Source organism: Pyxidicoccus sp. M6 (assembly GCF_055568925.1).
The window spans coordinates 11,655,719-11,681,377 of record NZ_CM145714.1 but is presented as its reverse complement, the minus strand read 5'-3'; the positions used below and the strand labels follow the sequence as shown (position 1 = coordinate 11,681,377).

Here is a 25,659-nt window from a genome sequence, read left to right as displayed (position 1 = left end):
AGGTGGAGCTTTCGGAAGCGCAGGTCGAACGGTTCATCGAAGACGGCTTCATCCGAATCGACGGGGCCTTCTCGTCGGAGTTGGCGAAAGAGGTTCGAGACATCCTCTGGAGTGACACGGGCTGCGCGCCGGATGACCCCAGTACGTGGACGCGCCCCGTCATCCGGCTGGGTGAATACACCCAGGAGCCTTTCCGGCTCGCGGCGAACACGCCCCGGCTTCATGCGGCATTCGACAGGCTCGTAGGAGCCGGACGTTGGGCACCCCGCTTCAGCCTCGGTTCATTCCCCATCCGCTTCCCGAGCACCGAGGCGCCTGGAGACGACGGCTGGCACGTCGATGCGAGCTTCCCGGGGAAGGACCCCGCGTCGTTCTTCGACTGGCGCGTGAATGTGGCCTCGCGGGGCCGCGCGCTGCTGATGCTCTTCCTCTTCTCCGACGTGGGAGAGGATGACGCTCCCACGCGCATCCGAGTGGGCTCGCACCGTCATGTGGCCCGGCTGTTGGAGCCGGAGGGTGAAGCGGGCCTGTCGTTCATGGAGCTGGCCGGGAAGCTGAGCGCCACGGAGGGGTGTCCCGTCGCGTTCGCCACGGGAGAGGCGGGCACGGTCTATCTCTGTCATCCCTTCCTGGTGCACGCCGCGCAGCCGCACCATGGGACGAGGCCGAAGTTCATGGCGCAGCCGCCACTGTTCCCCAAGCAGCCCTTCCAACTCGACCGTGAGGACGGCTCACCCGTGGAGCGCGCCATCCGGCTCGCACTGACGGCGTCTTGAAACATCAAGGCCGGAAGCCGCTGTCTCCAGCAACTTCCGGCCTCGGTCTTCAGTGTCCCAGACGGGACTTGAATCCGTGAAGGAGCGGCAGGTCAGCGGAAGATCAAGTTGTAGTCGTAGCTGACGCTGCCGTCGTGGGCGCCGCCCGCCGGACACGCCGAGCCGGGATTTCCGCCGTAGAAGAGGCCCTGACACTTGTTGCACCATCTCCAGCCCGTCTGCAGGTCGGCAGCACCTCCCGTGCTATGGATCAGGTGGTAGTCGTAGCTGACGCTGCCGTCGTGGGCGCCGCCCGAAGGGCAGGCGGAGCTACTGTTGCCGCCGTAGAACAACCCCTGACACTTGTTGCACCACCGCCAGCCACCCTGCAACCCGGCCGTCGGGGAGACGTCGTGCACGAGATGGTAGTTGGAGCTCCCGGCGTTCTCATGCGCTCCCCCGGCCGGACACCTGGAGGTGGAGTTGCCACCGTAGAACAGCCCCTGGCACTTGTGGCACCACCGCCATTCGCCTTGCACCGGCGTGTACAACGTCCTCAGCGCGACCAGGTCGCTGGAGGAGAACTCGCCCGACTCGACTGAGCGGAAGCAGGAGTTCATGAGCGAGCCGCCGACGACCGCCGTGGTCGGCGTGCCCGGGATGTGAATCGCGCCGACACCGGAGTCGCCTTCGTTGCCGCCGCTGCCGCAGCTGATGCTGCGGTTGTAGTAGTCCGAGTGGCGGAACCCGAGGGTGTGGCCAATCTCGTGCGTGATGACGTGCTCGATGACGTCGACGCTGTACGAGGAGAGCCCGCCACCGATGTTGATGGTGTTGTAGGGCAGGCCGCCCGACGGGAACCCGGCCGAGCCTCCGACCACGCCCGGCTGGATGACCCCGTTGATGGTGAAGCTGCAGCCGGTGCTCGGCGTCCGCGCCATGGCGAAGGAGAGCGGCAGCTCGTCGTAGTTCTGGATGGCCAGGTCGAGCGCCGTGCTGAATGCGCCGGTGAACGTCGAGCCGTTGATGCAGATCTTCGTCAGCGACGTGCTGATGAGGTTGGTGGTGCGGTATTGCTCCTCGGTGGTCTCACCGGTCGCGAGCAGCTCGCGTGACGCGGCGAGGGTCACCTCGGCGTCCCGTCCGACGTAGACCTTCCCGTCGACGACCATGACGTCGTCTTCCGGGAACCCGGCCTGGACCAGATTGCTGACAATCTCCTGCGTCGTCTCATCGGGTGGCTCGGCACACCCGAACACCAGCGCAACACATCCCGCAACGAGTACGAGACTTCTTGCAAGCATGGATACCCTCATTTGTGTCGGACCTGTATCTCCGGCGCTGCCGCTTCTCGGCGAGCAATCCAGTGACAGGTGCACAAGCTAGTCGACTGAGAGAAGCCGCTACAAGCAAGGGCACGTCAGGGTTTCTACGTAGAGGTCGGCTGATGCGACCGGCGCTCCCGCGGAGACGTGGAGCCGGTTCAGTGCCCGAACGTCACGGCGCCGGGCAGCGGATTCCTCGGGGCGTGGACCAGTCCCCGGCCGCCAGTTGGACCGCCACCCGCCACGCCGCATCGCGAGTCTGGCTGAGCTCCTCGACTCGCGGCGGTACGGGACAGTGCGGGAAGACACCACGGCCCGGCCGAACCGGCTGCCAGTTGAAGCGGAAGCGCAGCAACGGCACGCCCAGACGAAGACCTGAATTGGGTAAGGTGAGCTGCCATTTGTAGCCGCTGGTGTTGCCGGCGTCCCCACCGCCGACCTCTTCCCCGACGAAGACGGCGCGACGCGTGTGGAACAACATGGAGGCGAGCTCGGCCGCTCCGGAGAAGGTGTTGCCGCCAGCGAGCACGATGAGCCGGCCTTTGTAGACAGACGCAACGGGCGACCAGTGAGACATCAGCCCTTCGGGCGGCTGATTGCGTCGCGACAGGAGTCCGCGCGGCCCGCGCCGCTGCGCCTGCATCTCCTCCGCGTCGTAGACCTCGGTCTCGTAGCGCTGGCCATCCGGCCCGCTCACGGAGATGAGAGGTCCACGTGCCTCCACCGCCGCATAGCGCCGGAGCGGCGCGGTGACGAGGTGCGAGAAGAGCAGCGTCTCGTTGCCCTCCGACCCGCCGCCATTCTCACGCAGGTCGAGAATCAACGCCTTCGGACGCTGACGCTCGAGCTGCTCAAAGAGGGCCTGGATTGTGGCGGCATAGTCGATGCCGGCGGCACGCATCCGCTTGTTGCTGAAGGTCGGCACCGCGAGATAGGCGATGTCGCCGTCCACCCATTGCAGCTCTGGCCGCGACGGCGCGTCGTCACGAGCGGACGCGGGCCGTGCGGCATGAGGTACCGGCTCGACAGTGCGGAGGACCTCGGCTCCCTCCGCCGTGCGCAAGCGCAGACGAAAGGCGCTCTCCGGCCCGCGCAGCCGGTAGCGGAACAGGGCATAGCCGCGGCCACTCGCGCTCCGCATCGCTTCGGTCGGGATGTGCCCGTCAGTGCCATCCGCCACCATGGCCTCGCGAAGCAGTGCCATCTCGTCCTCGTCGTTGATGGACAGCAACCGGGTGCCGAGCGGGATGTCGGCCGCATCGCCATGTCCACGGATGACGAAGATGCCCTCGTCGCTGAAATGAAGGTCGAGCGGGAAGAACCGGCCCGCGTCGCGCTCCTGCTGGATGAGCGCCTCGCTTCGCTCCAGTGTCAGGTGACCTTCGCCGACGTGGCTCACCAGGTGGCGCAGCAGTGCGTAGAACGAGCGGGCGTCATCCACCGAGGCAAGCCCGGCGCGAGCCTGCGTCTTGGCTTGTTGCCACTGTGCCGGTGATTGATGCCAGTGGATATCCGGCAGTGCGGCTTCGAGCGCCGCGATGGCGAGCTCCAGGTCATCCCGCGCCTGCGCGTGCGAAAGCGCGGTCGGCACGTCACCGGGGCCAGCCACTGCGCCCGTCGCCAGCAGCAGCACCGGGAACAGGACCGCGGCGAGCCGATGAACCCGCATCAGGATTGGCACGTTCGTGGCGCTCCCAGGCAATAGCCAGATATTGCCACAGAGTTACCAGTACCCTTCCGGGGCGAGCAACGACGGAACGACGCGCAGGTAGGGAGTCAAGGCACGCGTGTGAGCTCACGCGAGCCTGTGTCTCCTGGGCTTTTCCTGGCCGTGTGCGGCATGTGGGAAGAAACACGGAACCGGTGGTGAATAAACGGCCGGGCGAGCACGTCGGTTCATCCATTCATCCGACATGGAAGGGGGCCCTGTGGCCGTTCGAACGAGCAGTGCGCTGGTGGCGCTGACCCTCGTGGCGGTGGTGGCGCGCGCCGAGGGCGTCGACTCCCGCCAGAGGCTCATCGACACTCCGGCGCGCCTGCACGGGCTGGTCGCGCCCCAGTTGATGTCGGACGGTGGGTTCCTCTCTCTGGGGGGCTCCATGCTTCGGGTCCTGAGGAAGGGCGGGCGCACATTCGAGGTGCTGCACCGCCAACCCGGCGACAACCTCTACCGGGTGGCCGCGAACGAGGCCGGCGAGGTGCTGGCGGCCTGGGAGGAAGACCCGTGGGTGCACTACTTCACGCGAGCGACGAAGAGGCACGTGACGCTCCCGAAGCCGCGGCCTCCCTCCCCGGAAGTCACCAGCTTCCAGGTGGAGTTCCTCGCGTTCCTTCCCGGCGGACGCGACGCGCTGGTCCACATGGAGGGACGTCGGCGAAACCAAATCGATCTCGGCGCGGCGTACCGCGTTCCTCTCGACGGAAAGGGCGTGCCCGAGCTGCTGTACACCGTTGATGGTGCGGTCCAGCTACAGATGACGCGGGACGTGGCGCTGTACCTGATGCCTCGCAACCCGGGGCGGCAGGCGTGTGAGGTCCGTACGTGTGCCCCTGTCGCGGAGCTGTTCGCCCTCGAGCTCACCCCCGACGGTGTGCGCAAGACGGTCCTCGTCGACGGTGCGCGGACACCCATCGGCAACGCGCAGATGGTGTGGGGCAGCGGAGATGAGCTTTTCGTCCTGGAGCTCGACACCGGCCGCAACGAACGGGCACTGCTCCGCTGGCGTCGCGGCGACCCGAAGCCGGAGGTCCGGCCGTTCCCGAAGTTCCAGTACGACGAGGAGTTGCGCGCGACGAAGAGCGGTGACGTGCTCCAGATGGTGGTGCGCGAAGCGGAGAGCCTGACGATTCGCCGCCACCAGCCGGACGGAACGGAGCAGGTCATCACGCTGCCGGCGTCGACGCATCCGGACGAGTGGAACCAGAAGGTGTACGCCGTCGGTGAGCGCAAGGATGGCCGGCTCTGGTTGCACTGGGGCGACTCCCTGCTGCTCTTCTTTCGGGACCCGACGCGGACGCCGCTCGCTTACAGCCTCGAGCTGCTCCTCGCGCGACGCTCGGAGTGGGCCGGCGTCGGCATCTACCTGCCGGACCCCGAGGTGCTGTGGGTGGGCATCGAGGTCGGGCGCGGGCGGGACTTCGTCCGGCTGAACCTGGCCGACGTCGAGCGACGCGCGAAGCCCTGGGCGCCGTACCGCGGTGAGGGCCAGGTGAGCTCGAAGGAGTAAGTCCGCATCACTGCCCCCTCGCAATGCAAGGTCTCATGGAGAGCAAGGGCATGACGAACCGACAGTTGTGGCGCTTTCTCGCTGTGGTCTTCCTCCTGGCGGCGCCGCTGCAGTGGCTGGCCGCGCGGGACGGGCCGAGGGGGAGGGGCGGGGGCTGCTCTTCCTGACGATGTGGGTGCCCACGGTTGCGGCGCTCGTCTCCAGCGGTGCGGCGCGTGCGCGGGCGAAGGCGGTGCTGCGCCGCTGCCGGTGGGGCTACGTGGTGGCGGCGCTGGGCGTGGGGTGGTCCTTCATCCTGCTGGAGCGGCTGGGACTGGCGCTCATGGGGGCGGCGCGGTGGAACGAGGCCATGTTCGAGCGGGCCCCGGACGGCAGCGGCCTCGTGGCCGTCCATCAGGTGGCGATGGTGCTCGGGGTGGGGCCGCAGGGCTTCGGCTACTTCGCGCTCAACCTCCTGCTGTCCGTCACGCTGGGCTCGCTGGTGAGCGGCGTCGTCGGCGGCCTCGGAGAGGAGCTGGGCTGGCGCGGGGTGCTCCAGCCGGAGATGGAGCGGCGCTTCGGCGCGGTGCGCGGCACGGTGGGGGTGGGGCTCCTCTGGGGCTTCTGGCACCTGGTGGTGAACCTGGCGGGCTACAACGACGCGGAGCACCCGGTGCTCAACGCGCTGGTGTTCTTCCAGCTCTTCACCGTGGCCATCTCCTTCCCGTTCGCCTGGCTCACGCGCCGCACGGGCAGCGTGTGGCCGGCGGCCATGGCCCACGGCGCCAACAACACCCTGGCCGCGGGCTTCATCGTCACCGGCACGGCGGCGTGGGGCACTCAGATGGCCGTGAGCCTGGGGACGACGGCGCTGGTGGGTGCGCTCTTCGCGTGGTGGATGCACCGCGAGGGCGCGGCGTCCCACCCCGCCGGCGCGCGGGTTCCCGCTCCGGCGTGAGGTGCGGAGCCCGGCTCTGGGAGTGACACATCCGCGGCCATCACTTCTTCCGCCAGCAACCCGGGACGAGCTGGGCTGGGCCCTCCGCGTCGTGCCCTTGCCGGGCGGTGTCACCCAGGCCCACCTCCGCGTCGCTGCCGTCCTCCCGCAGCGCCTCTTTCAGGGTGGACAGCAGGAAGTAGTCGCACTCCCGCTGCGCATTCGCGCTGTCCCGCGCCTCCGCGGACGGCTCGACGAGGTCGTGCCCCTCGTCGTCGGACTTCTGCTCCAGCATCTGCAGGAGTGTGTCCAGCGCGAGGAATGCCTCCTCCAGCTCCATCTGAACGACCCGTGTGCCGAGCTTCGCCTGTTCATCCCCAGACGGAGCCTCGGTACGCCCTCTCACAGAACGCTGGAATTCTGCATGAGAGGTGGATGGGTCCCGCTTGTCTGGAGCCATGGGGTCCTCGGGGGAACGCCACCCAATGCCGTCAGGCGTTCTGGATGCGAAAAGAGGTCCGAGGCCCCCGGCCGTCCCAAAAGTTCGCGTCGAGGTTGCTTCTGCAATCCGGGAACAACGGTCTCTCGCCAGGCTGAGCAATGCCCGCCTTCGCCCCCGGCCGCAATTGCCTCCTCGTGCAACCCCAGTGTCGTGCCTGCCTGGACGCGAGTAGCCTCGGGCAACCCTCGGCCCGAGAGGAGGCATGTGTGACGACAGAGCAGGTCCGCAAGGCACGACAGAAGCTGGTCCTGGACCACTTCCACAACGAGGTCAGGCAGGACTGGGACGATGTCCTCTCGACCTTTCCGCACCCGCACTACGAGCTGGTCCCGACCATGACCGTCCACGACGGTGACGCGAAGGTCCGCGACTACTACCGCGAGACGCGCGTCGCCTTCCCCGACCAGCACCACGAAATCATCGCGCTGCGCCACAGCGACGACGCCGTCATCGTCGAGTTCTGGCTGAAGGGCACCCACCTCGGCCCATTGGGCGCCATTCCTCCGACGGGCAGCCGGTTCCGGGTGCGGATGACCGCGTACTTCATCTTCGACGCGAACGAGACGCTGGTGTGCGAGCGCGTCTACTTCGACACGCTCAGCATGCTCAAGCAGCTCGTCGGAGGCCTCGACATGAAGAACCCGAAGAGCTGGCTCCTCGCCGCCAGGTGCCTCAAGGGCCTCCTGGCCATGTCAGGCAATGAGCCTGCTCCGGCCCTCGTCCACACCACTCCGCCTACATTCGAGAGCTGAGCGCTTTGACGAGGCCCACCTTGCAGCCGTCCGCCGCCCGCATGACTCCCGAGTCCTCCACCGAAGCCGCGGTGTCCTCGCCAGCCTTCGCGTCCGTCTTCCCTCCCGTTCGAGGCACCCGGGAGGAGGCGCGCTTTCCGCTCCTGCTCGCCGGAGTGCTGGCGCCCATCCTGCTGCTCACCCTCGTCTTCAGTCCGGCTGGGCGGCTCAACTGGCTGCTGGAGACGGGGCCGGGGCTGGTGGGCATGGTCGTGCTGGCCGCCTCCTTCCGCCGCTTCCCCATGTCGCGCTGGGTCTACGTCTGCGTCTTCCTGCACGTCCTGGTGCTCACCTACGGTGGCTACTACACCTACGCGCTGACGCCGCTGGGCAACTGGGCGCGCGACGCGTTCGGGTTGATGCGCAACCCGTATGACCGGCTGGGCCACTTCGTGCAGGGCTTCTTCCCCGCGTTCATCATCCGCGAGGTCTTGCTGCGGCGGACTCCGCTGCGCCGGGGCGGCTGGCTGAACTTCCTCACCGGCTCGGTGGCGCTGGCCATCAGCGCGTTCTACGAGCTGCTCGAGTGGTGGGCCGCGCTGCTGCTGGACCCCGAGGGTGGAGACAAGTTCCTCGGCACGCAGGGCGACATCTGGGACGCGCAGTGGGACATGTTCCTGGCGCTGTGTGGTGCCACGGTGGCCATGGTCGTCTTCGGCCGGGTCCATCTTCGCAGTGTGGAGAAGTTGGTGACGCGCGCCCGCGTCACCTGAGCGCCGGAATCGAGTGAGTGTCACCCGCTTCGGTGGACAGGTTGACTACGCTGCCTGCCTCTGCACCTCAGCCGTTCGCTCGTACTCGGCAGGGCTGACGTAGCCGAGTGAGGAGTGACGGCGCCTGCGGTTGTAGAACACCTCAATGAACTCGAACAGCGCGAGCTTCGCCTCCTCGCGCGTTCGGAAGCTGCGTGTGTAGACGAGTTCCATCTTCATACTGCTGAAGAAGCTCTCCACCACGGCGTTGTCCCAGCAGTTGCCCTTGCGGCTCATCGAGCAGGCAATGCCGCACTCTGCCAGCCGCTCTCGGTAGTCCTCGCTCGCGTACTGACTACCCCTGTCGGAGTGATGCAGTGCAGGAGCCGCCCGCGCCGCGAGCGCCATATCGAGAGCGCCGAGGACAAGGTGCCGGTCAATGCGTCCTGCCATGCTCCAGCCCACGACGCGGCGGCTGAAGAGGTCCAGCACCACGGCCAGGTAGAGCCAGCCCTCGGAGGTCCAGATGTAGCTGATATCGCCCGCCCAGGTACGGTTGGGTCCCGGAGGCCGGAAGTCACGAGCCACGACGTTGGGAGCAACCGGATGGGCGTGCCGGCTATCGGTGGTCCGCACGAAGGGGCGTCTTCGGCGAGCCGCCAGGCCCTCCTGCCGCATGAGGCGCGCGACGCGCTTCTCGGAGACGCGACGGCCCCGGGCGCCCAGCCGACCTGCCCTGCGCCGGCAGAGCCGTGAAGCTGGAGTGGCGAGTGCGCCGCTTTCGCTGTCGAAATGCTCAATGTCCACGCCGCACCTTCGCGGAGCGGCTGCCTCGCTTGTTGCCCTCACGAGCCCGACGGACGCGGCGACTGGCCAGGGCCCAGTGCTCTGTGGCCATTACAGCCGGTGCGGAGGCAGGAGCCAGGTTGCGGTGCGGGCGCCCCCAGATGCGTTCGAACCTGGCCAGGCCAGGCCAGGCCTGGCGCACTCCGCAGATCGTCTCTCCTCAGGGCAAGTACACCTCCGTCGTGGCAAGGGGCTGGGTGCCATCTTCGCCACCCACGACGAGAACCCTGCCTGAGGTCAGCAGCGTCGCGGTGTGAGCTCCGCGGGACGCGGCCATGGAGGCGGTTGCGGACCAGGAAGAGGTGGCTGAGCTGTACAACTCCGCGGTGTTGTCAGAACTGCTGCCGCCGCCCCCCGCGACGAGCACCTGGCCCGAAGCGAGCAGCGTGGCGGTGTGGCGGGAGCGGCCTTCGACCATGGCTCCAGCCGCGGACCAGCTGTTGGTGTCTGGATCATACAGCTCGGAGGAAGAGGGGCCGGTGAGCGATTGCCCCCCTGAGATGAGCACCTTGCCAGAGGAGAGCAGCGTGGCCACGTGATGGCTATGGCTCGTCACCATGGTGGCCGCTGGAGCCCACGAATCGGTGGCCGGGTCGTACACCTCGGCGCTGCTCAAGCTCCCGGAGGCATTGGTCCCTCCCGAGACGAGGACCTTGCCCGAGGGGAGCAATGTGGCGGTGTGGTGGACGCGGGCGGTGCTCATGGGGCTGGCCGGAAACCAGATGCTGGTGAACGGCTCGAACACCTCCACAGTGGCTAAAGCGTTGTTGCCATCGGTGCCGCCGGTGACGAGCACGTTGCCCGAGGGGAGCCGCGTGATGGTGTGATGGTAGCGGCCCTTGGCCATGTCACCGGCGTAATACCAGGCGTCGGTACCTGGATCGTACACCTCCACACTGCTCAGGTGGGTCGTCCCATTGTGCCCCCCTGCGATGAGCACCCGGCCCGAGTCGAGCAGCGTGGCGGTGTGGTTGTAGCGGCTCGTGGACATGGACCCTGCGGACGTCCACCCAGTGACGCTGAGTTGAGCCGTGCCGCTCACGCCACCCAGGGTGGCGGTGAGGGTGACGGGCCCACCCCCGGCCACGCCGGTGCCCAGGCCCGTGCCGCTCACGGTGGCAATGGTGGTGTCGCTCGTCGTCCACGTCGCGCTGCTCGTCACGTCGACCGTGGTGCCGTCGCTGTAGCTGCCCTGGGCGGTGAACTGCTGCGTGCTGCCCACGGGCACGGAGGCACTGGTGGGTGACACCTGCAGCGAGAGGAGGCGAGCGTCGGTGACCTCGAGAGTTGCCTCGCCCGAGGCTTCGTCCGCGTTGACGGTGAGGATGGCGCTACCGGGCTTGAGCGCTGTCACTTGGACAGTGCCGTCCGGTTGCGGTTCGACGGAGGCCACTTGAGGAGCGGATGATGTCCATTGCTGTGAAGTGGAGGCGTCGAGGTCGACGACGCGGCCATCGTCATAGACCCGCTGGGCCTTCGCGGTGGTCTTCGTACCCGCGGAGATGCGGGTCTCCGCGAGGATGACACGGATCGAGAAATCGTCTGATGAAGATGAAGAGCACTGGCAGCCAGTGACGGCCAGCATCAAGCAGATGGCGAGAAGTGAGATCGGTGGGTTTTTCATGTGAGTCTTCGGATGCGGTCATCTCTACTCAGCGTGCCAGGTCATGGATATTGGACCTTGTGCCTACAGGGTGCGTTATCGGAGGTGGCTCGAGGACCATGGATGGTCGCGCTGCTGAAGCAGCTCCTCAACGACTACCGGGTGAGGACTTCCTACCGTTCACCTCTTCCGATCAACCCCGCACTGCCATCCTTCGCCACGGCTCCGGTCTCGCGGCCCTGCTCGTGTTGAGCGCGTGCGGCGTCGAGACGACCTCGCAGCCGGGGTTCGCGGGCGCCGCCCAGAACGCACGGGCTCAGTCGTCCATGCTGGATACTGCGCCGCTCTGCACGGCCCCGTTCTGGGAGGCTGTTCAGCAGCATGGAGACATCCCGCCCGCGCTCTGGGAGGCTGGCGCCTCGTTCGCCCGCTCGGGCGGTGACTCGGAGGTCGTCTATCGCTTTGGCGGCCAGCGCGGGAATTTCCCAAGCGATTTCCCCGTCAACGACTTCTATTCCCTGGACGTCACCACGGCCACGTGGACGAACCTCGCCTCGCCGCAAACCCCCGCCGCGCGGGCCGACACCATGCTGATCCCTGGTCCGTGCGGCAACTGCGTGAGCATCGTGGGAGGGCGGGGCCGGTTCCGGACTGGCTCGGATCTGATGTTCCCCGAGATGTGGACCTACCACGTCCAGAGTCACCACTGGGAGAAGGTCCCTACGGAAGACCTGGGAGTCCCGTTCGCCGTGCGCCGCTCCTCCGCCTTGGTGGTGGAAGTCCCGGACGCCGACCATCCCAACAAGAAGACTTTCTATGCGTTTGGCGGTGTGGGCAACACGCTTCCACGCTTCGCCACGACGTCCACCGGTCTTCGCAATGATGTCGCCGTCTACGACAAGGACACCGGCTGGCGTCTTGTCACGACGTCCGGTGAGAAGCCCGCGCCTCGCGCCTGGGCAGCCGGCGGGTACGATCCGAACAGCCGAGCGCTGCTGGTCTTTGGCGGCTACCGCCTCGGGGCAGATCAGGGGCCCACGACGCCAGCCGGGGAGCTCTTCGGTCCGACGAACTACGAAAACGACCTCTGGTCGCTGAGCCTCGATACGTTCACGTGGACCCAACTCCATCCGACAGGCCCTCTCCCTTCGCCGCGCGACAATGCCGTGGCGTTCTTCGACACCACCCATGGCGGGCTGGTCATCTTCGGGGGGCAGCGCTTCGACAGCCTCTCCGACGAGCTGTGGTTCTACTCAATGGAAGACAATCAATGGACCGAGGTGGCCCTCGCCCCCTCCTCCTCCGTTCCCCCGGCTCGCGTCGGAGGCATCTCTTTCGTGCGAGAGACGCCCGTCGCCTACGAGCTCTACCTGAACGGCGGGGCGACGTCTGACGGCGGCGCGAGCGAGTTCCTCAACGATCTCTGGAAGCTGTCCTGGCCGAAGAAGTGACCGCGGTGGGGGTCCGGGCGCTTCCTGCTGACGCTGCTGTTCGGGGCGGTGGAGTGGATGGGCCGCTCATGAGTCAGCTTGCGGGCTGGGCCTTGGGTGGAATCACCGAGGAGTCCGTCGCCGACACCGCGTCCGGCAGCTGATGCCCACCGTCGCCTTGCCCCAGGCCTCTGCACGAGGCCTGCCCCAAGGGGAGTGGCTGTACGGAAGGGCACAGGCCCCCGACAGCTGGGTTTGAGCGGCACCGGCTGGGCCAGAGAGGCCGCCCGGCAGGCCAGGAGTGCGCGCGCAGGCAGGAGGCGGGGGGCCTCGCCCCCCTGGAGGGCCACGGCCCGCCAGCGTCCGAGGGGGGCGCACAGAGGGGCTCCCGGACGCCGAGGTGAAAGTGGCCGCCAATTCCGCCTATACGTCTCGCGCGTTTCTTCCGCGCTCAACTCGGCTGCCAGGACGTGCTCTACCTGGATGGCGTGGTGCCGCGCATGTACCTGCCAGCGCTGTGCCGCGAGGAGCCCGATGGAGACTTCGGCTCGATGGAGACTTCGGGGTGATGATGGCCGTCAGCGAGCCCCTGGATTGAGAAGTTCATTGGAGGCGCCGAGGCACAGTGCAGCTCCGGTCAAGAGCGGGGACAACAGGAACTGGCAGCGCTGTAGGCCCGGGGACCTGTTCGGCGCTGCGAACCTCAGCTCCACCGACACGCGCAAACACGCCGCGCGGCTCGTGACTGAGCTGCGCAGCAGCTGCCCGCCCTCGCGAGCGGGCCCGAGATGCACAAAACGATGCAGCAATGCCGCGAGGTGCTGACAGCCGAACTCTACCTCCGCCTCGAGCAAACCTCACGAGGTTCCACGGCGTCTTCGCTCCAGGCGCCAAACTGTGGCCATTTCTGGTCCCTCAAGCAGGCGCGCAGGAGGCGAGCGCGGGGCTTGAGGCAGCGGCCAGGAAGGAGCGGATGAAGGAGAGGACACCGCGAGTGGACTTACGCCGAGTTGCTCAGCAGGACGTTCGACGTCGACGTGTTCGCCTGCATGAGGTGTGGAGGCAGGCGGCGAGTGCTGGCGTACGTGATGGCCTATGCATAATGCCCCTCCTCCTCCGCACTTATTTGAGCAGGTCTACGCCCGCTGGGTTCATTTCCCCGGCTCCTGGTGGCCCTCAGCTGCTTGCGTGTCGAGCGGTCGAGCCTGAACCACCGAGGGCTGCCGGGGCCACCCCCCTCGACGCATCGCAGCCAGCCCTTCTCCACCCAGGAGCGCACCACGGGTTCAGTCACGCCCAGCAGCGCGGCGACACCGTGCGTGGAGTAGAGGCCGTCGGCCCGGCGCTCCTGCTGCCGTGGCCGCCCCCGTCGTCCCGCGGGCTGGCGCCGTATGCCGTAGCGCCTGCGTACCCAGCGCACCGCCTCCTTGTCCCAGGCGCGCTTGACTCCAGACAGCAGCCCCCTGCGGTTCAGCTCGGCTGCTACCTCCCTGTCACTCCTCTCTTTGGCCAGCGTGCCAATGAGTTGGATGACCTCGGGTGAGGTGGCCCGCGCGTAGGAAGGGCGACGCGCAATGGTGATGTCGCTGCACGTCCCGGTCTGCCATAGCAGTTGGATGTGGATTCCGCGCTTCGGGACGTCCACGGGGCTGAGCACCACTTCCCTCACCAGAATCCGCAGCAGGTTCTTGCGCTCCGCATTCGTCGTGCTCCGCGCGTGCCAGACATACGACAAGTCCTTGGCCAGCTCGAGCAGGCGTGCTCTGTCCTGGCTCGTGAGCTCTACCTTCTCGCGCCGCAGCACCTGCTGGTGCTCGCGCTCGAGCGCCTCCGACTCGCCCAGCTTCTCGTTCCACTCGCGCTCCAGCGTGCGGGCCACCACGCGGTTGTCCGGGTCCACCGCCTTGTAACGGCGCTCGGCCAGTTGCGCCTCGTAACGCGCGCGCTCCAGCCGGAGTCTCCACTGGCGCTCCACCTCCTGGGCCTGACGCTCCACCTCCCGGGTGACGGCCAGGCCCAGCTCAATCTCCGGCGGCTGCACCGTCTCCAGGAAGAGTCGGGCGACGGCCTCGTCAATGCCCGCAGCCGACACCGTCCAGCAGCTGCCCTTGTCGGTGAGGCGGCGGCACTCGTAGTACGGACGCGCGGAATCCCGGTAGGAGGTCTGCATCCGGTGACCGCACCGGCCACATAGCACCAGCCCCTGCAACAGAGCGCTCCCCTCGCGGGCAGCACCGCGCTGGTCCGGCTGCTGGTAGCTGGGGTGGTTGGTAGCGAGCTTCTTCTGGTTGGCCATGTATTCCTCCCAGCTGAGGTAGGCCGGGTGGTGGTTCTTCAGACACACCTTCCATGCCTCCTGCGGCAGCCGCGCGCTGCGCTGGCGCCGCACCTGCCCGTCCACCAACGCCATATGCCTCTCATTGCGCCCGAAGACGTAGGCACCGGTATAGGTGGGGTTGTGGAGCATGGAGAGCAGCAGGGTGTAGCGCGGTGGCCCCCAGTGCACCTGGTGCGTGCCCGGATGGCGCACCGGCATCTTCAACCCGTTTCCCATGAAGTAGCGCAGCACACCGTAGGCACTGCCCTCCAGGCGGAAGCGCTCGAAAACGAGGCGTACGGCTCGCTGCACCCCTTCGTCGGGGTCGAAGCGAAACCGGCCCGTCGTCTCCTCCCACTCATAGCCCACGGGTGACGAGAGGCGGAGGGCACCTCGTCGGGCCTTGGACAGCTTGCCGCCCTGCAAACGCAGCCGCATCCAGTACAGCTCGGCTTCGCTCATGGTGCCCTTGAGCCCCAGCAGCAACCGGTCGTTGTAGTCGCCAGGGGTGTAGACCGCCTGCTCATCGGCCAGCAGCACGTCGGCCAGGCCGCACAACTCCAGCAGCCGGTGCCAGTCCGCCGAGGAGCGCGCCAGACGAGAGACTTCCAGCGAGAAGATGGCGCCGACGCGTCCGTGCGCGACATCCTCGGCCATGCGCTGGAAGCCCGCCCTCCACTCCGCGCTCGAACCGCTCTGGCCCATGTCTTCATCGATGAGGTCAATGCGCTCGGGCGGCCAGCCCAGTTCCAGAGCACGCTGGCGCAGGGCGTACTGACGGGCCGTGGACTCACGATGCTCGTGGACCTGCCTGAGCGTGGACTGGCGCAGGTACACCACCGCTCGACGCTCCAGATGCGTGGCTCGAACCTTGTCGTTCATCGCCTTCCTCCGCGTCCACGGTTTCGGCGCGCAGCGCCTTGCGCAGCAAGGCGGCCCACGTGCCGAGCAGTTGCTGTCTTGCCGTCACGGGCAGTGCCGCCCACGGCGGGCCGGATTTCTGGGAAGGACACGTTGGCATGTGTCAACGTAGGTCCACCCTGGGCCAGGGGCGTGGCTGACGGGCCGTGGGTGCGGCCGAGCACCACCTGCACCGCACCGGCAAGCTCGAGCAGAGCGGGGACGGAGAGGCGGACCGCGCGTCCCTCAACGCTCGGCGGAACGAGGGGTGGGGAGCGGTCCGTCCACTCGAGCGGCAGTCGCATGTACTGTCCGGGAGGATGCTCCACGTCGACGTAGCGCCGACCGTCCCGGCTGCGAATGAACCGGGCGACCGGCAACTTCTCTCCCTTGAGAGGGTGAACCGGTAGCGTGACGGTCACGCGCTCAATCAAGGGTGGAGGACTTGTGGCAGTGTGTCGATGCCGTCGTGAAGGAGGCGGGAGGGGGGAGAGCGATTCTGGAGCACCTGGGCCTGCCCACGGCAGGTGCGAGACTGGCCCCGGCGCGCGGGCCTCCCCAGGCCGCGTGGTGTTGAAGCACAAGCCGCCACAGCCAGCCAAGAGAGCCAGGCCCCTGCCGCGCCCCGCCTGGGAAGGAGGCTGGGCTGGGCAGGCGTGTGCCTGCTGCACCTGGGCTTGCCCACGGCATGTGCGAGGTTGGCCCCGGCACGAGGGCCACCCCAGGCCGCGTGGTGTTGAGGCTCAGGAGGCGCCAAGAGGTCCAGGCCCCTGCTACGCACCTGATGGGAGCGCGGTCTGGGCAGGCGTGTACCCCAAGGGAGCTCAAGCGGCCTGTCCGCCGGCCGGGAGCATCGCTCGGGCGGCCCCATCAGTGGCCCTCCTCAGCCCCTCTGCACCCTCCCTCCCCCTCAACAGGGCCCCCATCCCTCTATACGCATACATTGGACTTCACGGAGTTCGGGTGAAAGGATGCCAATACGAGCTGCCCGCACCGTGCTCGCACGTCTGACCTCCGCAGCCTGAAATATATTGCGTCTATGAAATACATCGTGAAGACCGTCATCGTCATGAGCGCCCTCCTCCTCAATGCATGTGGAGTGGAGGAGGAACAGGACCTGGGCACGCTCGATTCCACCCCGGAGGCTCCGCTTCAGGGGAATGTGACTGCCGCAGGAGTGATTGTTTGTGACACCTATATCATCGGTCCTGGCAGTGTCTGTTATGACTGGCCGTCGCTCAGGGCAAATGCAGAGGCATCATGTATTGCCGCCGGAAGGTTCGTCGGCCCCTGGCAGGCCCAGGTTCAGTGTGACGAGACCCACACCATCTGCACCCCTGGCACCGTTTGTTACTACCGTTACAACTGCTGCGTGGAGACTTGAGCCTCCAATCCTCCGACCCGGAGTCGCTTGACGCGCTTTGCTCCAGGCGCAACTGCGGCTATTTCTGGTCCCCAAGCAGGTGCGGAGGAGACAAGCGTGGCGCCCCAGGCTGCGGCCAGGAAGGAGCGGATGAAGGGTCTTGGCGTAAGTGATGGGCCCCCGGGGTGCGGGCGATTGAGGGGCTCGAGCGGCTTGTCCACCGGCCGGGAGCATCGCTCAGCACGAGGCCAAAGAAGAAGCCCAGCAACCCGGTGAGCTTGCTGGGCTTCTGAATGTGGAGGCGGCGGGAATCGAACCCACCGCCGCCATGCGACGGCACGGCCCGACGATGTATCGCCATCGGCCCGGGCCGGACGCTAAGAGAACAGCGCCGGAATCGAATACGGCGCCCACCGGTCCTTCCACGGGCGCGCTTCTTCGAGCTGGTACGCCAGCCCGAGTAGCATTGCCTCTTCTCCCCGTGCCGCGGCGAAGTGCATGCCGATGGGCAGCCCGCCCTCCGGGAAGCACAGCGGCACGGACATGGCCGGGCAGCCCGCGATGTTCTGGATGGGCGTGTAGCCCACGGAGCGCGCCGTGCGCGCGAGCAGCTCCTCCCGCTTCAGCACCGGCGACAGGTGACCGAGGCGCCACGGCTCCGTGGCCAGCGTCGGTGTGAGCACCACGTCGTACGCCCGCGTCGCCTCGCCATACACCTGCACCGCCTTCGCGAAGGTCGCTCGCGACCAGGGCAGTGCATCCGGCCCGAAGGCCTGCACCTTCTCCACCAACTCCCAGGTGAACGGCTCCAGCTCCTCCGTCTGCACGGGCATGCCCCGCATCCGGTCCATCGTCTCCACGACGCCCGCGATGGCCGCACCCGCGACGAGGAAGAATGCATCGCGCAGCGCGGGCCCGTCGAAGGCCGGCGGCGCAATCGGCTCGACGTGGTGGCCCAGCTCCGTGAGCAGCGCCACCGTTTCATCGTAGGCCCGGCGCACCGAGGGCTCCGGCTCCCCGCCCATCATCGTCCGCGTCCACGTGGCGATGCGCAGCTTGCGTCGAATCGGCTCGCGCACGAAGCCGACGGGCCGGGCGGCGGTGGGGTCCTCCGTCACCGCGAGGAACAACGCGCTGTCCCGCACCGAGCGGCTGATGCAGTGGTCGCTCGTCATGTCGCCGAAGTCCGACGTGGCGAAGGACGCCATCACCGTGCGCTCGCGGCTCGGCTTGAAGCCGAAGAGGCCACACGCCGACGCGGGGATGCGCGTGGAGCCACCTCCATCATTCGCATGCGCCAGCGGCACCAGCCCCGCGGCGACGGCCACCGCGCTGCCACCCGATGACCCCGTGGCCGAGCGGGACAAGTCCCAAGGGTTGTGCGTCACGCCTTCGAGCAGCGTCTCCGTGCTGCCCAGCAACCCGAACTCCGACATCGCGCTCTTGCCGACGCACACCAGCCCCGCCTCTTCCAGCCTCCGGCCATACGGCGTCTGCTGCGGCGCGACGTTCTTCGCGAACAACCGCGAGCCTATCGACCAGCGCATCCCCGGCCATGGCGTCGCGTCCTTCATCAGGAACGGCACCCCGGAGAACGGCCCCGGCCTCACCTTGCTCGGCGGCTCGCGCTCCACGGTGACCACGGCATGCAGTAGCGGATTCAGCGCGTCGATGCGCGCCAGGCACGCCTCGAACAGCTCCTCCGCGGAGACCTCACCCCGAGCGCACAGCTCCGCCTGTGCAATCCCGTCCAGACGCGCCAGGTCCTTCATGGGCCTTCCCCTCGTGTTGCCGGACGGCTCGGCATGCCGTCACGGTGCCACCCATTCCACGCGCAGCCGTTTACCGCCCACGAGCAACGCGAGTCCCCGGCCTTCGCACAGCGCGGTCCACAACGCCTTCGAGGAAGCAGTAGACAGGCTCCAGATGAAGCCGTCCTCGTGCAGCCGCGCCTCCTCCTGCTCCATCCCCGGCAGGACGAGCAGGAAGCACCCGCTGATGCGCTCGCCCCGGCCTCCCGGCGGCGTAATCGCCACCGGCCCCGTCTGGCCCGGCTCCCACGTGAGACACCCGTCGGCGAGCGCATCAATCCCGGTGAGCAGCGCGAAGGGCTGCGTCTCGTCCGGAAGCTGCTCGAACAGCTTGCGGAACTGCTCGTGCTGTCCGGGCGCCACGCGCAGGAGGATGTCCTCGTCCTGCTTCACCACTCGGGCGCTCCACACACGGGAGTGACTCACGCGCGGCAGCAGGCTCTGCTCGAGCATGGCCGCCACGGGCAGCTCGGGCCGGTGGAGGTCCGACCAGGGAGGGCAGGGGTAGTGGCTGTATGCCTTTCCGAGCGCCGCCATCATCCGCGCGGGCCCGCAGCGCTGGACCAGCTCCAGCTCGCGCTCCGTGATGAGCTGCAGCGCCAGCGCGCTGGCCGGCACGGGCAGGCCGGGGATGGGCGTGGCCGGGGTGTAGAGCAGGTGCATCCCCGGGAACAGCCGGTGCTCACCGAAGATGGTGACGTCGCCCACGTCCACCGTGCGGCCCTCTTCCGCCAACTGCCGGAAGCGCGAGAAGAGCGAGGCCAGCTTCTTGCGGAGGACGTCCTCCTCCACGCTGGTGTTCTCCCGCAGGGTGAACACCATCTCGAGCTGCCCGTGCGCCGCGAGCCCCTGCGTCACGTACGAGCGGCACTCGAAGGTCTCACCGCGGACCTGGAGCGGGTGGCGCGTCGTCAGCAGCACGAGGCCGCCGGGCTCCACCTCGTAGCGGTCCACGCGCCCGGGGGCCCGGGGGGCTCCGAACAGGCTCTTCCGCAGTGAACCCCACAGCGACATGGTTGCTCCCACCGGAGGAACGGCACGTCCACCCGGCGGGAGCATTCTTCCACGACACGGGCACGGCGCCAGGACTTCACGCCATGCCCGGCGTCACGCTCACCAGTCGTAGCCGTGGTTGCCCTGCAGCACGATGACCTTGCCGCTGCCCGGGTAGAACAGCACGGCGTAGTCCTTGTTGTCGTGGCAGTTGTGGCAGGCCACCTCTTCCTCGGCAATCCACGCCTGGATGGCGCCGCCACCCGCGTACGCGTCAATCGCGGCCAGCAGCGAGGAGCTGCTCCCGCCGAGGAAGAACGTGCTCTGCGCCAGGCCGGCGCGGTCGGTGAACGTGCCGTTCTCCGCGAGCGGCAGGTCCTGCGTCGTCGCGTTGAAGTGCGCCATCAGCGCCTGGATGCTGTTGGCGGAGACAGGGCACACGGTCGCGCTGTAGGCGTTGACGGTGGAGATGTGGTGCCAGTCCGTGGACGAGGAGGTGGAGTTCCACGCCGTCACCGCGGGCGTCAGCGCCGAGGCGTCGATGGTGGTGAGCGACAGGGGCGGGGTCGGCGTCACGTCGCAGGCGTTGGTGACGTACATGCAGCGCGACACCTGGCGGTACGTGCCGCACGCGGAGAAGTCCGTGGTGCCCGCGGGCTGCGAGTGGATGCAGTTGTAGACCGTGGCCTGGCACGGCTCGGACGGCCACACGTCGTACGGGTCGCCGGCGGTGACCGCCAGCTCCGTCACGCGCGCCACCAGCCGCGCCGTCTTCTGCATGGTCGCACCGTTGTCGCCGCCCGCGCTGAAGGTGAGCGGGACGGTGTGCGGGTCGATGGCCTGGTGCAGCTTCTCGTACGTCCAGTCGAGGCGGTAGTTGGGCCGGCCGTAGACGGACGGGATGCCGTCGGGTGCCGTGACGGTGAGCCAGTCCGTGTACCCGGACACCGAGGCGCGGCCGCGGTAGAGGAGGTTGCTGTTGCCCTGCGCGACGTAGACGGGGTTCACCGCCTCGTCAATCCAGATGCCGCTGGAGCCGACGAAGTCATAGAAGCGCGGCGCGAAGACGAGGCGCGCGTAGATGCGCTGCGGCGAGCCCGTGAAGGTGTCGATGGAGACGAACAGCGGCAGGCCGGACAGCACCGTGTTCAGCTCGTGGCCCTCGCGCAGCACCACCTCGAAGCGGCGCTCGCTGATGACGTTCGCCTCGCCGAAGGCGTCGTCGGGGACGAAGCTGAACACGCGGTCCAGGTAGCGGTTCAACGTGCCGTGGACGACGAGGACGCGCTCTCCGTTGCGCGTCTCGAAGGTGCCCAGCGTCTCGACGCTGAGCTCGTTGTTGCCCTCCGTCGCGTACAGCCGGGTGACGGCCGCCGCGCCGGTGGAGGTGCCCAGCTCCTCGGCGACGGGCTCGGACGTCTGGATATCGGTGTCGTTACAGGCCGTCGCCCCGAGGGCAAAGAGACAGGCCAGGGCAGTACGAAGTTTCTTCATGGAAGTGGTCTCCCGGGTGGAGCGCCCGGATTACCACAGCCGGCTGACTATCTCGCTCTGTCACATGTATCAGGTCTGTGACAACCCATGAGCCCGACGTCTCACGGCGGGCACCAGGAGGCACAACAGCCACCATGCCAGGGCGGGGCTCGCCGTGTCGCAGCCGCAACCCGAGTCGTCGGGTGTCTGTGTATCGGGCCCCGTCACGCCGGGCTGGACGGTGATGCCGAAGCTGCACGTGGCCGTGTTGTGCGAGGCATCCGTCGCGGTGACGTCCACCTGCGTCCTCCCGGCGGGGAACCGGCTTCCGGAGGGAACGCTGTACGTCACCTCCACCTCGGACACGGCGTCCGACACGCGGGCGGTTGGGTAGTCGACGGTGGTGCCCTGCCCGTCGGTGGCCGTCACCACCTTGCTGTCCGGGCACTCCAGCTTCGGAGCCGTGGTGTCCGACACGGTGACGACGAAGGAGCAGCTCTGCACCTGGAAGCCGGGCACCTCGGCGGTGGCCTCCACCACCGTGCTCCCCAGCGGGAAGGGTTGCTCGGGCGGGTGGCTGTAGCGGATGGGCGTGGACGTGGGGACTCCGTCCGCCAGGAGCGCGGGGGGATAGGCATAGACGGCGCCCGCGCTGCTCGTGGCCTCCTTGCGGAGCGGCGTCGGGCACGTCACCGAGGAGGGCGCCAGCACGCGTGGCTCGGCGCCGGCGGCGTCGTCACGGGCGACGACCAGCAGGCCGCTGTCCCCGAAGGGCGTGAAGATGCGAGGGCTGGAGCTTCCGGCGCCCGTCGCCAGGTCCGTCACCCGCACCGTGCCCTCCGCCGTGCCGTCCGTCTTCCAGAGCTCCTCGCCGATGACTCCGTCGTTCAACGCGAAGTAGAGCTGGCCATTCAACGCGGTGAGCGCCGTGGGCGGACTACCCGCTTCCGCCCCCGTGTCGAGCCGGCTCCGGAGGTCCTTCACCAGGCGGGTGCCCTCGCGCGTCCCGTCCGTCTTCCACAGCTCCCGGCCCGCGCTGCCGTCCGCGACGAAGAAGACCTGCGAGCCCACCGTCGTCAGGCTCGCGTAGTTGGGGTTGTAGACGCCCGACTCGGGCTCGGCCTCATGGAGCTTCCACGTGCCCGCGGAGGTGCCATCCGTGCGCCACAGCGAGATGGGGCCGGCGGTGGAGAAGCTCACGTAGACGACCGCGTCCCCCAGCGTGGCGATGTGGTCCGCCGGGACCTGGTAGCTCGACTCGTGGATGACAGCGACGCGCGTCGTCCCGGCCTCGGTGCCATCGCTCCTCCAGAGCCCGACGCCTGGCTTCCCCGTCTCCCCGGCGGTGAAGAAGAAGGCGTGACTCACGCTCCTCAGGTTGTCGATGCTGGTGTAGTTGCTGCCAGGCACCAGGTCCTTGAGGAGCGAGGTCCCACTGGCCGTGCCGTCCACCCGCCACAGCTCGATGCCCTGGGCCTGCGTGGCCGCCAGCGTGTAGACGACGCCATCGACCTTCACGGGAGCCTCGAAGCCTTCGTCATTCCCGGGGCTGATGTTCTGGTAGTCGGTCGTCTCGTAGCGGACGGTGCCCGCCGGCGTTCCGTCCGTCTTCCAGAAGGCGCCGTAGTTCACCATGAACAGCAGCGACCCGCTGACCTCCGTCAGGCCCTGGATGTAATTGGCATGACCGATGGCGTCGAACCGCACCGTGCCTCCCTGCGTGCCATCCGTCTTCCAGAGCTGGGAGAGGCCCTGCTCGTCGTCCACGACGAAGAAGAGCGCGCCGCCATACACCGTGAAGCGGCGAGGGTCCGAGCCGCTCGAGCCCGGAACGAAGTCCTTGAAGAGCCGCGTGCCCGCCACCGTGCCGTCCGTCACCCAGAGCTCCCGACCGTTGATTCCGTCGTCCGCGGCGAAGAAGTACTTCGTCCCCAGGCGCGTGAAGCCCGTCACGCCGGAGCCCGCGGCGAGGGTGCGGAGGTCTCGCGTCAGGGCGAAGCCCTCGGGCGTCCCGTCCGTCTTCCACAGCTCCTGACCATGCGCGCCGTCGCTGGCGCGGAAGAAGATTGTCTGCCCGCTGGCCGTGGCCACCGTCTTCTCGGGCGAGGCATCGAGGGCCCCGGGAGCGATTTCTCCCACGGGAGCGACGTCCAGGCCGATGGTGCGCCACAGCTCTCGTCCTCGCGTGGCGTCCCGGGCGCTGAAGTAGAGCACGCCGTTCACCACCGCGAAGTCGGACGGCTCCGAGCCCCCGGTGCCAGGAAGGATGTCCGCGAAGAGGCGCGTCCCGTCCGCGGTGCCGTCCGTCACCCACAGCTCCAGTCCCTTCGCGTTGTCATCGGCGGCGAAGTAGAGCCGGTTCCCCACTGCGGCGTACGGGCGACCCTGGCCAGAAGGAAGCCGGCCCTGGATCTTCTTCACGAAGAGGGTCCCCCCCGAAGTGCCGTCGCTCGTCCAGAGCTCCCCGAGGCTGCGGAAGAGGTAGAGCCGGTCACCCACCGTGGTGCCCCAGGCGATGTAGTAGGTGGTATCGGGCCAGAGCGCCCTGACGAGCCGCAGGCCGGTGTCCGTCGTCTGGCCGCCCCACAGCTCCTTCCAGGGGCCGCCCGGGTGCTGCACGGTGCGGGTGGCATAGACGCGGTCTCCCGTGACGTAGAAGGGGAAGTCGGTGCCTTCGGCGATGCGCACCGTGCCGGCCTCCGTGCCGTCGCTCCGCCATAGCTCTCTCGTGTCGCTCTGGCCTTGGAAGATGGAGAAGAAGACGACGCCGTTCGCGTCCACGAAGCCGCTCGGGTAGGAGCTGTCACGCCCCGGGCGGAGGTCCTTCACGCGCACCGTCCCCTGCGTCGTGCCGTCGCTCTTCCACAGCTCGGTGCCCGCGTCGGAGTCGTAGCCGGCGAAGAAGAGCTGGTTGCCGCTGCGCGTGAGAGCGTACGAAGAGGCCTGGTCCTGGAACTCCAGCACCTTCGCCGTGCCGGCCTCCGTGCCGTCCGTCTTCCACAAGCCCCACCGCCCCCACGTGCTGGCCGGCTCACCGCTCTGCGCGAAGAAGTAGACGTGCCCGCCGAGCGACGTCAGCCCGGTGGGGTTGGAGCCGGTGGGCCCGGGAAACACGTCCTTCACGCGCACCGTGCCCGCGGGCGTCCCGTCGCTCACGTACAGCTCGCGGCCCGACACGCCGTCATCCGCCGAGAAGAAGACGCGCTCCCCCACGACGAGCAACGCGTCGGGCGCGGAGGACTCCGTCGTGCGGTTGAGGTCGAGCGTGACGGCGGCGCCGAGGCTCGTCAGCGCCTGCGCGCTGGTTCCCGTGCGCAGGGACGACGCTTGTCCGTCCTCGGCTGGGGGACTGGCACAGGCCAGGGAAAGCATCAGCCCGACGACGGGCGCCGTGTGCCACCGCGAGACTGCCGACATGGTGCTCCTCCTCGCATGAATCGAAGGAGGAAGATGGCGGAGGAGCACCGGGAGGGCCGTACCACTTAAGTGGTACGGCGCCTCGCCGTCAGTCGGCGGTGAAGTACAGGTTGTCCATCAGCAGCTTGTCCGCCGCCGGGCCCTGGCCGGCGATGAGAACGAAGGGCGCGTTGATGGCATTGAGCTTCACGCCGTTGTTCGCGGCGAAGTCCGCCAGCGGAATGGCCAGGTGGTGCCACTCGCCGTCGTTCTTGTAGCCGTACTTCGTCGCGTCGAGCTGCACGCTCTTGCTGGCGTCGTTCATCCCCACCTTCACGCTGGCGAAGCCGGGGTCCGCCGACTTGAAGCTGATGTGCAGCGTCTTCCACCCGTCCAGGTTGCGCGTGCTGTCCCAGTGGATGCCCAGGCCCAGCCACGTCTTGCCCGCGTGCACCACGAGGTCCGACGAGCGCCCCTCCACGCGGTCCGTGGAGGGCTCCAGCGTGACGGTGTTCTCGTACAGGTAGACGTGCGTGGTGGTGTTGTCGATGGCGATGTCCTCGGAGCGGCCGCCCTCGTAGAACCCCACGCCCAGTCGGCGCTGGCCCTCCTGGTAGGGGAAGGGCCCCGGCAGCACGTCTGAGCTCGGGCCATCTCCCGCGTCCGGCCGGGAGTACTGCCCCTGGTTCTCGTAGTCCGAGTCCCCCGGCTCCGGCCGGCACGCGGCCACCAGCATCAGCAGCGCGAATCCGAGCTTCTTCATGGCTTCACCGCCCTGTCCTGGCCATTGGTCGTCTGCACCAGCACCCAGCCGCCCTGCACCTTCCCACCCAGCTCGACGATGCCCTTGTACGCTGGGGTCACCAGCTCGTAGGGAATCGTCCCCGTGGCGTCGTACGTCACCGCGTCCGGGAAGTTGTCCAGCACGGACTGGTACGCGCGGATGGCCTGCTCCTTCACCTTCGGCAGGTCCTCCTGGCTCGCCTCACCGTTCTGGTAGACGTTGATGAGGTTGGTGCCCACGTAGAACTGGGCCTCGCCGTACGGCCCGCGCGCCAGCAGCGTGGCCCACGCGTAGAACGCGGCCACGTGGTCTCCGCCGCCCTGGATGTCCCACTTCGTCTCCTCGCCGGGCGAGTTGAAGCGGAAGGGGTTGTTCGGGTCCTCCAGCACGGACTGGTCCGGGTAGATGCCCTCGTCCTCGCCGTGGAACGTGAGCGTGAGCCCGTCCATCGACTCGCCATACACGTAGCTGGCCTTGTCGTAGCAGCCGCAGAGTCCCGTGGCGGCGGCCAGCAGCAGCAGTCCCGTCTTCATTC

General features: G+C 67.9%; 18 protein-coding genes and 2 pseudogenes. 8 read left to right on the top strand and 12 right to left on the bottom strand.

Translation table 11 applies throughout. The features are described from left to right. Nucleotides 1-2 precede the first annotated feature (2 nt). Nucleotides 3-776 carry a phytanoyl-CoA dioxygenase family protein gene (locus ACVTJA_RS45930; protein WP_465830355.1) on the top strand — a complete coding sequence of 258 codons (774 nt, stop codon included), beginning with the start codon at nucleotides 3-5 and terminating at the stop codon, nucleotides 774-776. A gap of 92 nt (nucleotides 777-868) precedes the next feature. Here the strand turns inward: ACVTJA_RS45930 and ACVTJA_RS45925 are convergent, their stop codons facing one another. Together ACVTJA_RS45925 and ACVTJA_RS45920 are read right to left on the bottom strand one after the other, a co-directional pair. Then, nucleotides 869-2,059 carry a zinc-dependent metalloprotease gene (locus ACVTJA_RS45925; protein ID WP_465830354.1) on the bottom strand — a complete coding sequence of 397 codons (1,191 nt, stop codon included), beginning with the start codon at nucleotides 2,057-2,059 and terminating at the stop codon, nucleotides 869-871. Between the two features lie 193 nt (nucleotides 2,060-2,252). Continuing rightward, nucleotides 2,253-3,761 carry a S41 family peptidase gene (locus tag ACVTJA_RS45920; RefSeq protein ID WP_465830352.1) on the bottom strand — a complete coding sequence of 503 codons (1,509 nt, stop codon included), beginning with the start codon at nucleotides 3,759-3,761 and terminating at the stop codon, nucleotides 2,253-2,255. A 247-nt stretch (nucleotides 3,762-4,008) separates the two neighbouring features. On the opposite strand from ACVTJA_RS45920, the gene ACVTJA_RS45915 reads away from it, so the two are divergent. Both ACVTJA_RS45915 and ACVTJA_RS45910 read left to right on the top strand, forming a co-directional pair. Then, on the top strand, nucleotides 4,009-5,307 hold the full coding sequence (locus ACVTJA_RS45915; RefSeq protein WP_465830351.1) for a hypothetical protein: 1,299 nt from the start codon (nucleotides 4,009-4,011) through the stop codon (nucleotides 5,305-5,307). 175 nt (nucleotides 5,308-5,482) lie between these two features. Next, complete coding sequence (locus tag ACVTJA_RS45910) at nucleotides 5,483-6,244, top strand: lysostaphin resistance A-like protein (RefSeq protein ID WP_465830350.1); 762 nt, start codon at nucleotides 5,483-5,485, stop codon at nucleotides 6,242-6,244. A gap of 40 nt (nucleotides 6,245-6,284) precedes the next feature. On the opposite strand, the gene ACVTJA_RS45905 is transcribed toward ACVTJA_RS45910, so the two are convergent. Continuing rightward, complete coding sequence (locus ACVTJA_RS45905; RefSeq protein WP_465830349.1) at nucleotides 6,285-6,563, bottom strand: hypothetical protein; 279 nt, start codon at nucleotides 6,561-6,563, stop codon at nucleotides 6,285-6,287. A 368-nt stretch (nucleotides 6,564-6,931) separates the two neighbouring features. Here ACVTJA_RS45905 and ACVTJA_RS45900 point away from each other — a divergent pair, with 368 nt between their 5' ends. Both ACVTJA_RS45900 and ACVTJA_RS45895 read left to right on the top strand, forming a co-directional pair. Continuing rightward, nucleotides 6,932-7,477 carry an ester cyclase gene (locus tag ACVTJA_RS45900; RefSeq protein WP_465830347.1) on the top strand — a complete coding sequence of 182 codons (546 nt, stop codon included), beginning with the start codon at nucleotides 6,932-6,934 and terminating at the stop codon, nucleotides 7,475-7,477. 20 nt (nucleotides 7,478-7,497) lie between these two features. Beyond that, nucleotides 7,498-8,229: a DUF2238 domain-containing protein gene (locus ACVTJA_RS45895; RefSeq protein ID WP_465830345.1), complete on the top strand. Its 732-nt coding sequence runs from the start codon at nucleotides 7,498-7,500 to the stop codon at nucleotides 8,227-8,229. A 45-nt stretch (nucleotides 8,230-8,274) separates the two neighbouring features. On the opposite strand, the pseudogene ACVTJA_RS45890 reads toward ACVTJA_RS45895, so the two are convergent. Beyond that, nucleotides 8,275-8,937: pseudogene (locus ACVTJA_RS45890) on the bottom strand (IS3 family transposase); the annotation flags it as partial. Here ACVTJA_RS45890 and ACVTJA_RS45885 point away from each other — a divergent pair. Next, nucleotides 8,928-9,137: pseudogene (locus ACVTJA_RS45885) on the top strand (ISL3 family transposase); the annotation flags it as partial. The pseudogenes ACVTJA_RS45890 and ACVTJA_RS45885 overlap by 10 nt on opposite strands. 77 nt (nucleotides 9,138-9,214) lie before the next feature. Here the strand turns inward: ACVTJA_RS45885 and ACVTJA_RS45880 are convergent. Then, nucleotides 9,215-10,678 (bottom strand): Ig-like domain-containing protein, encoded by a 1,464-nt coding sequence (locus tag ACVTJA_RS45880; RefSeq protein ID WP_465830344.1) that lies wholly within the window; start codon nucleotides 10,676-10,678, stop codon nucleotides 9,215-9,217. Between the two features lie 98 nt (nucleotides 10,679-10,776). Between ACVTJA_RS45880 and ACVTJA_RS45875 the strand changes: the two genes are divergently transcribed. Further along, nucleotides 10,777-12,108, top strand: coding sequence for a Kelch repeat-containing protein (locus ACVTJA_RS45875; RefSeq protein WP_465830343.1), 1,332 nt, complete (start codon nucleotides 10,777-10,779; stop codon nucleotides 12,106-12,108). Between the two features lie 1,072 nt (nucleotides 12,109-13,180). Here the strand turns inward: ACVTJA_RS45875 and ACVTJA_RS45870 are convergent. Then, nucleotides 13,181-15,286: a recombinase family protein gene (locus ACVTJA_RS45870; RefSeq protein ID WP_465825531.1), complete on the bottom strand. Its 2,106-nt coding sequence runs from the start codon at nucleotides 15,284-15,286 to the stop codon at nucleotides 13,181-13,183. Between the two features lie 1,069 nt (nucleotides 15,287-16,355). On the opposite strand from ACVTJA_RS45870, the gene ACVTJA_RS45865 reads away from it, so the two are divergent. Further along, nucleotides 16,356-16,688, top strand: coding sequence for a hypothetical protein (locus tag ACVTJA_RS45865; RefSeq protein ID WP_465830341.1), 333 nt, complete (start codon nucleotides 16,356-16,358; stop codon nucleotides 16,686-16,688). Nucleotides 16,689-17,044: 356 nt separating this feature from the next. Here the strand turns inward: ACVTJA_RS45865 and ACVTJA_RS45860 are convergent, their stop codons facing one another. The 6 genes from ACVTJA_RS45860 to ACVTJA_RS45835 form a co-directional block, all read right to left on the bottom strand. Continuing rightward, a complete protein-coding gene (locus ACVTJA_RS45860) occupies nucleotides 17,045-18,439 on the bottom strand; it encodes an amidase (RefSeq protein WP_465830339.1) in 1,395 nt (464 codons plus the stop codon). 39 nt (nucleotides 18,440-18,478) lie between these two features. Then, entirely contained in the window at nucleotides 18,479-19,492 is a 1,014-nt protein-coding gene (locus ACVTJA_RS45855) for a hypothetical protein (RefSeq protein WP_465830338.1), read from the bottom strand. A 99-nt stretch (nucleotides 19,493-19,591) separates the two neighbouring features. Further along, nucleotides 19,592-20,965, bottom strand: a complete 1,374-nt coding sequence (locus tag ACVTJA_RS45850; protein WP_465830336.1) for a hypothetical protein — start codon at nucleotides 20,963-20,965, stop codon at nucleotides 19,592-19,594. 69 nt (nucleotides 20,966-21,034) lie between these two features. Beyond that, the gene (locus ACVTJA_RS45845; protein WP_465830335.1) at nucleotides 21,035-24,361 is read right to left on the bottom strand and encodes an ELWxxDGT repeat protein; all 3,327 of its coding nucleotides are present in this window, start codon (nucleotides 24,359-24,361) and stop codon (nucleotides 21,035-21,037) included. An 88-nt stretch (nucleotides 24,362-24,449) separates the two neighbouring features. Further along, the gene (locus tag ACVTJA_RS45840; protein WP_465830333.1) at nucleotides 24,450-25,103 is read right to left on the bottom strand and encodes a hypothetical protein; all 654 of its coding nucleotides are present in this window, start codon (nucleotides 25,101-25,103) and stop codon (nucleotides 24,450-24,452) included. Continuing rightward, nucleotides 25,100-25,657 carry a hypothetical protein gene (locus ACVTJA_RS45835; RefSeq protein WP_465830331.1) on the bottom strand — a complete coding sequence of 186 codons (558 nt, stop codon included), beginning with the start codon at nucleotides 25,655-25,657 and terminating at the stop codon, nucleotides 25,100-25,102. Before ACVTJA_RS45835 ends, ACVTJA_RS45840 begins: the two co-directional genes overlap by 4 nt. Nucleotides 25,658-25,659 lie beyond the last annotated feature (2 nt).

Coding starts and splice junctions, on each gene's coding strand:
- ACVTJA_RS45840 (WP_465830333.1), bottom strand. CDS start 25,103: ATGAAGAAGCTCGGATTCGCGCTGCTGATGCTGGTGGCCGCGTGCCGG.
- ACVTJA_RS45875 (WP_465830343.1), top strand. CDS start 10,777: ATGGATGGTCGCGCTGCTGAAGCAGCTCCTCAACGACTACCGGGTGAG.
- ACVTJA_RS45880 (WP_465830344.1), bottom strand. CDS start 10,678: ATGAAAAACCCACCGATCTCACTTCTCGCCATCTGCTTGATGCTGGCC.
- ACVTJA_RS45835 (WP_465830331.1), bottom strand. CDS start 25,657: ATGAAGACGGGACTGCTGCTGCTGGCCGCCGCCACGGGACTCTGCGGC.
- ACVTJA_RS45845 (WP_465830335.1), bottom strand. CDS start 24,361: ATGTCGGCAGTCTCGCGGTGGCACACGGCGCCCGTCGTCGGGCTGATG.
- ACVTJA_RS45860 (WP_465830339.1), bottom strand. CDS start 18,439: ATGAAGGACCTGGCGCGTCTGGACGGGATTGCACAGGCGGAGCTGTGC.
- ACVTJA_RS45925 (WP_465830354.1), bottom strand. CDS start 2,059: ATGCTTGCAAGAAGTCTCGTACTCGTTGCGGGATGTGTTGCGCTGGTG.
- ACVTJA_RS45870 (WP_465825531.1), bottom strand. CDS start 15,286: ATGAACGACAAGGTTCGAGCCACGCATCTGGAGCGTCGAGCGGTGGTG.
- ACVTJA_RS45855 (WP_465830338.1), bottom strand. CDS start 19,492: ATGTCGCTGTGGGGTTCACTGCGGAAGAGCCTGTTCGGAGCCCCCCGG.
- ACVTJA_RS45905 (WP_465830349.1), bottom strand. CDS start 6,563: ATGGAGCTGGAGGAGGCATTCCTCGCGCTGGACACACTCCTGCAGATG.
- ACVTJA_RS45850 (WP_465830336.1), bottom strand. CDS start 20,965: ATGAAGAAACTTCGTACTGCCCTGGCCTGTCTCTTTGCCCTCGGGGCG.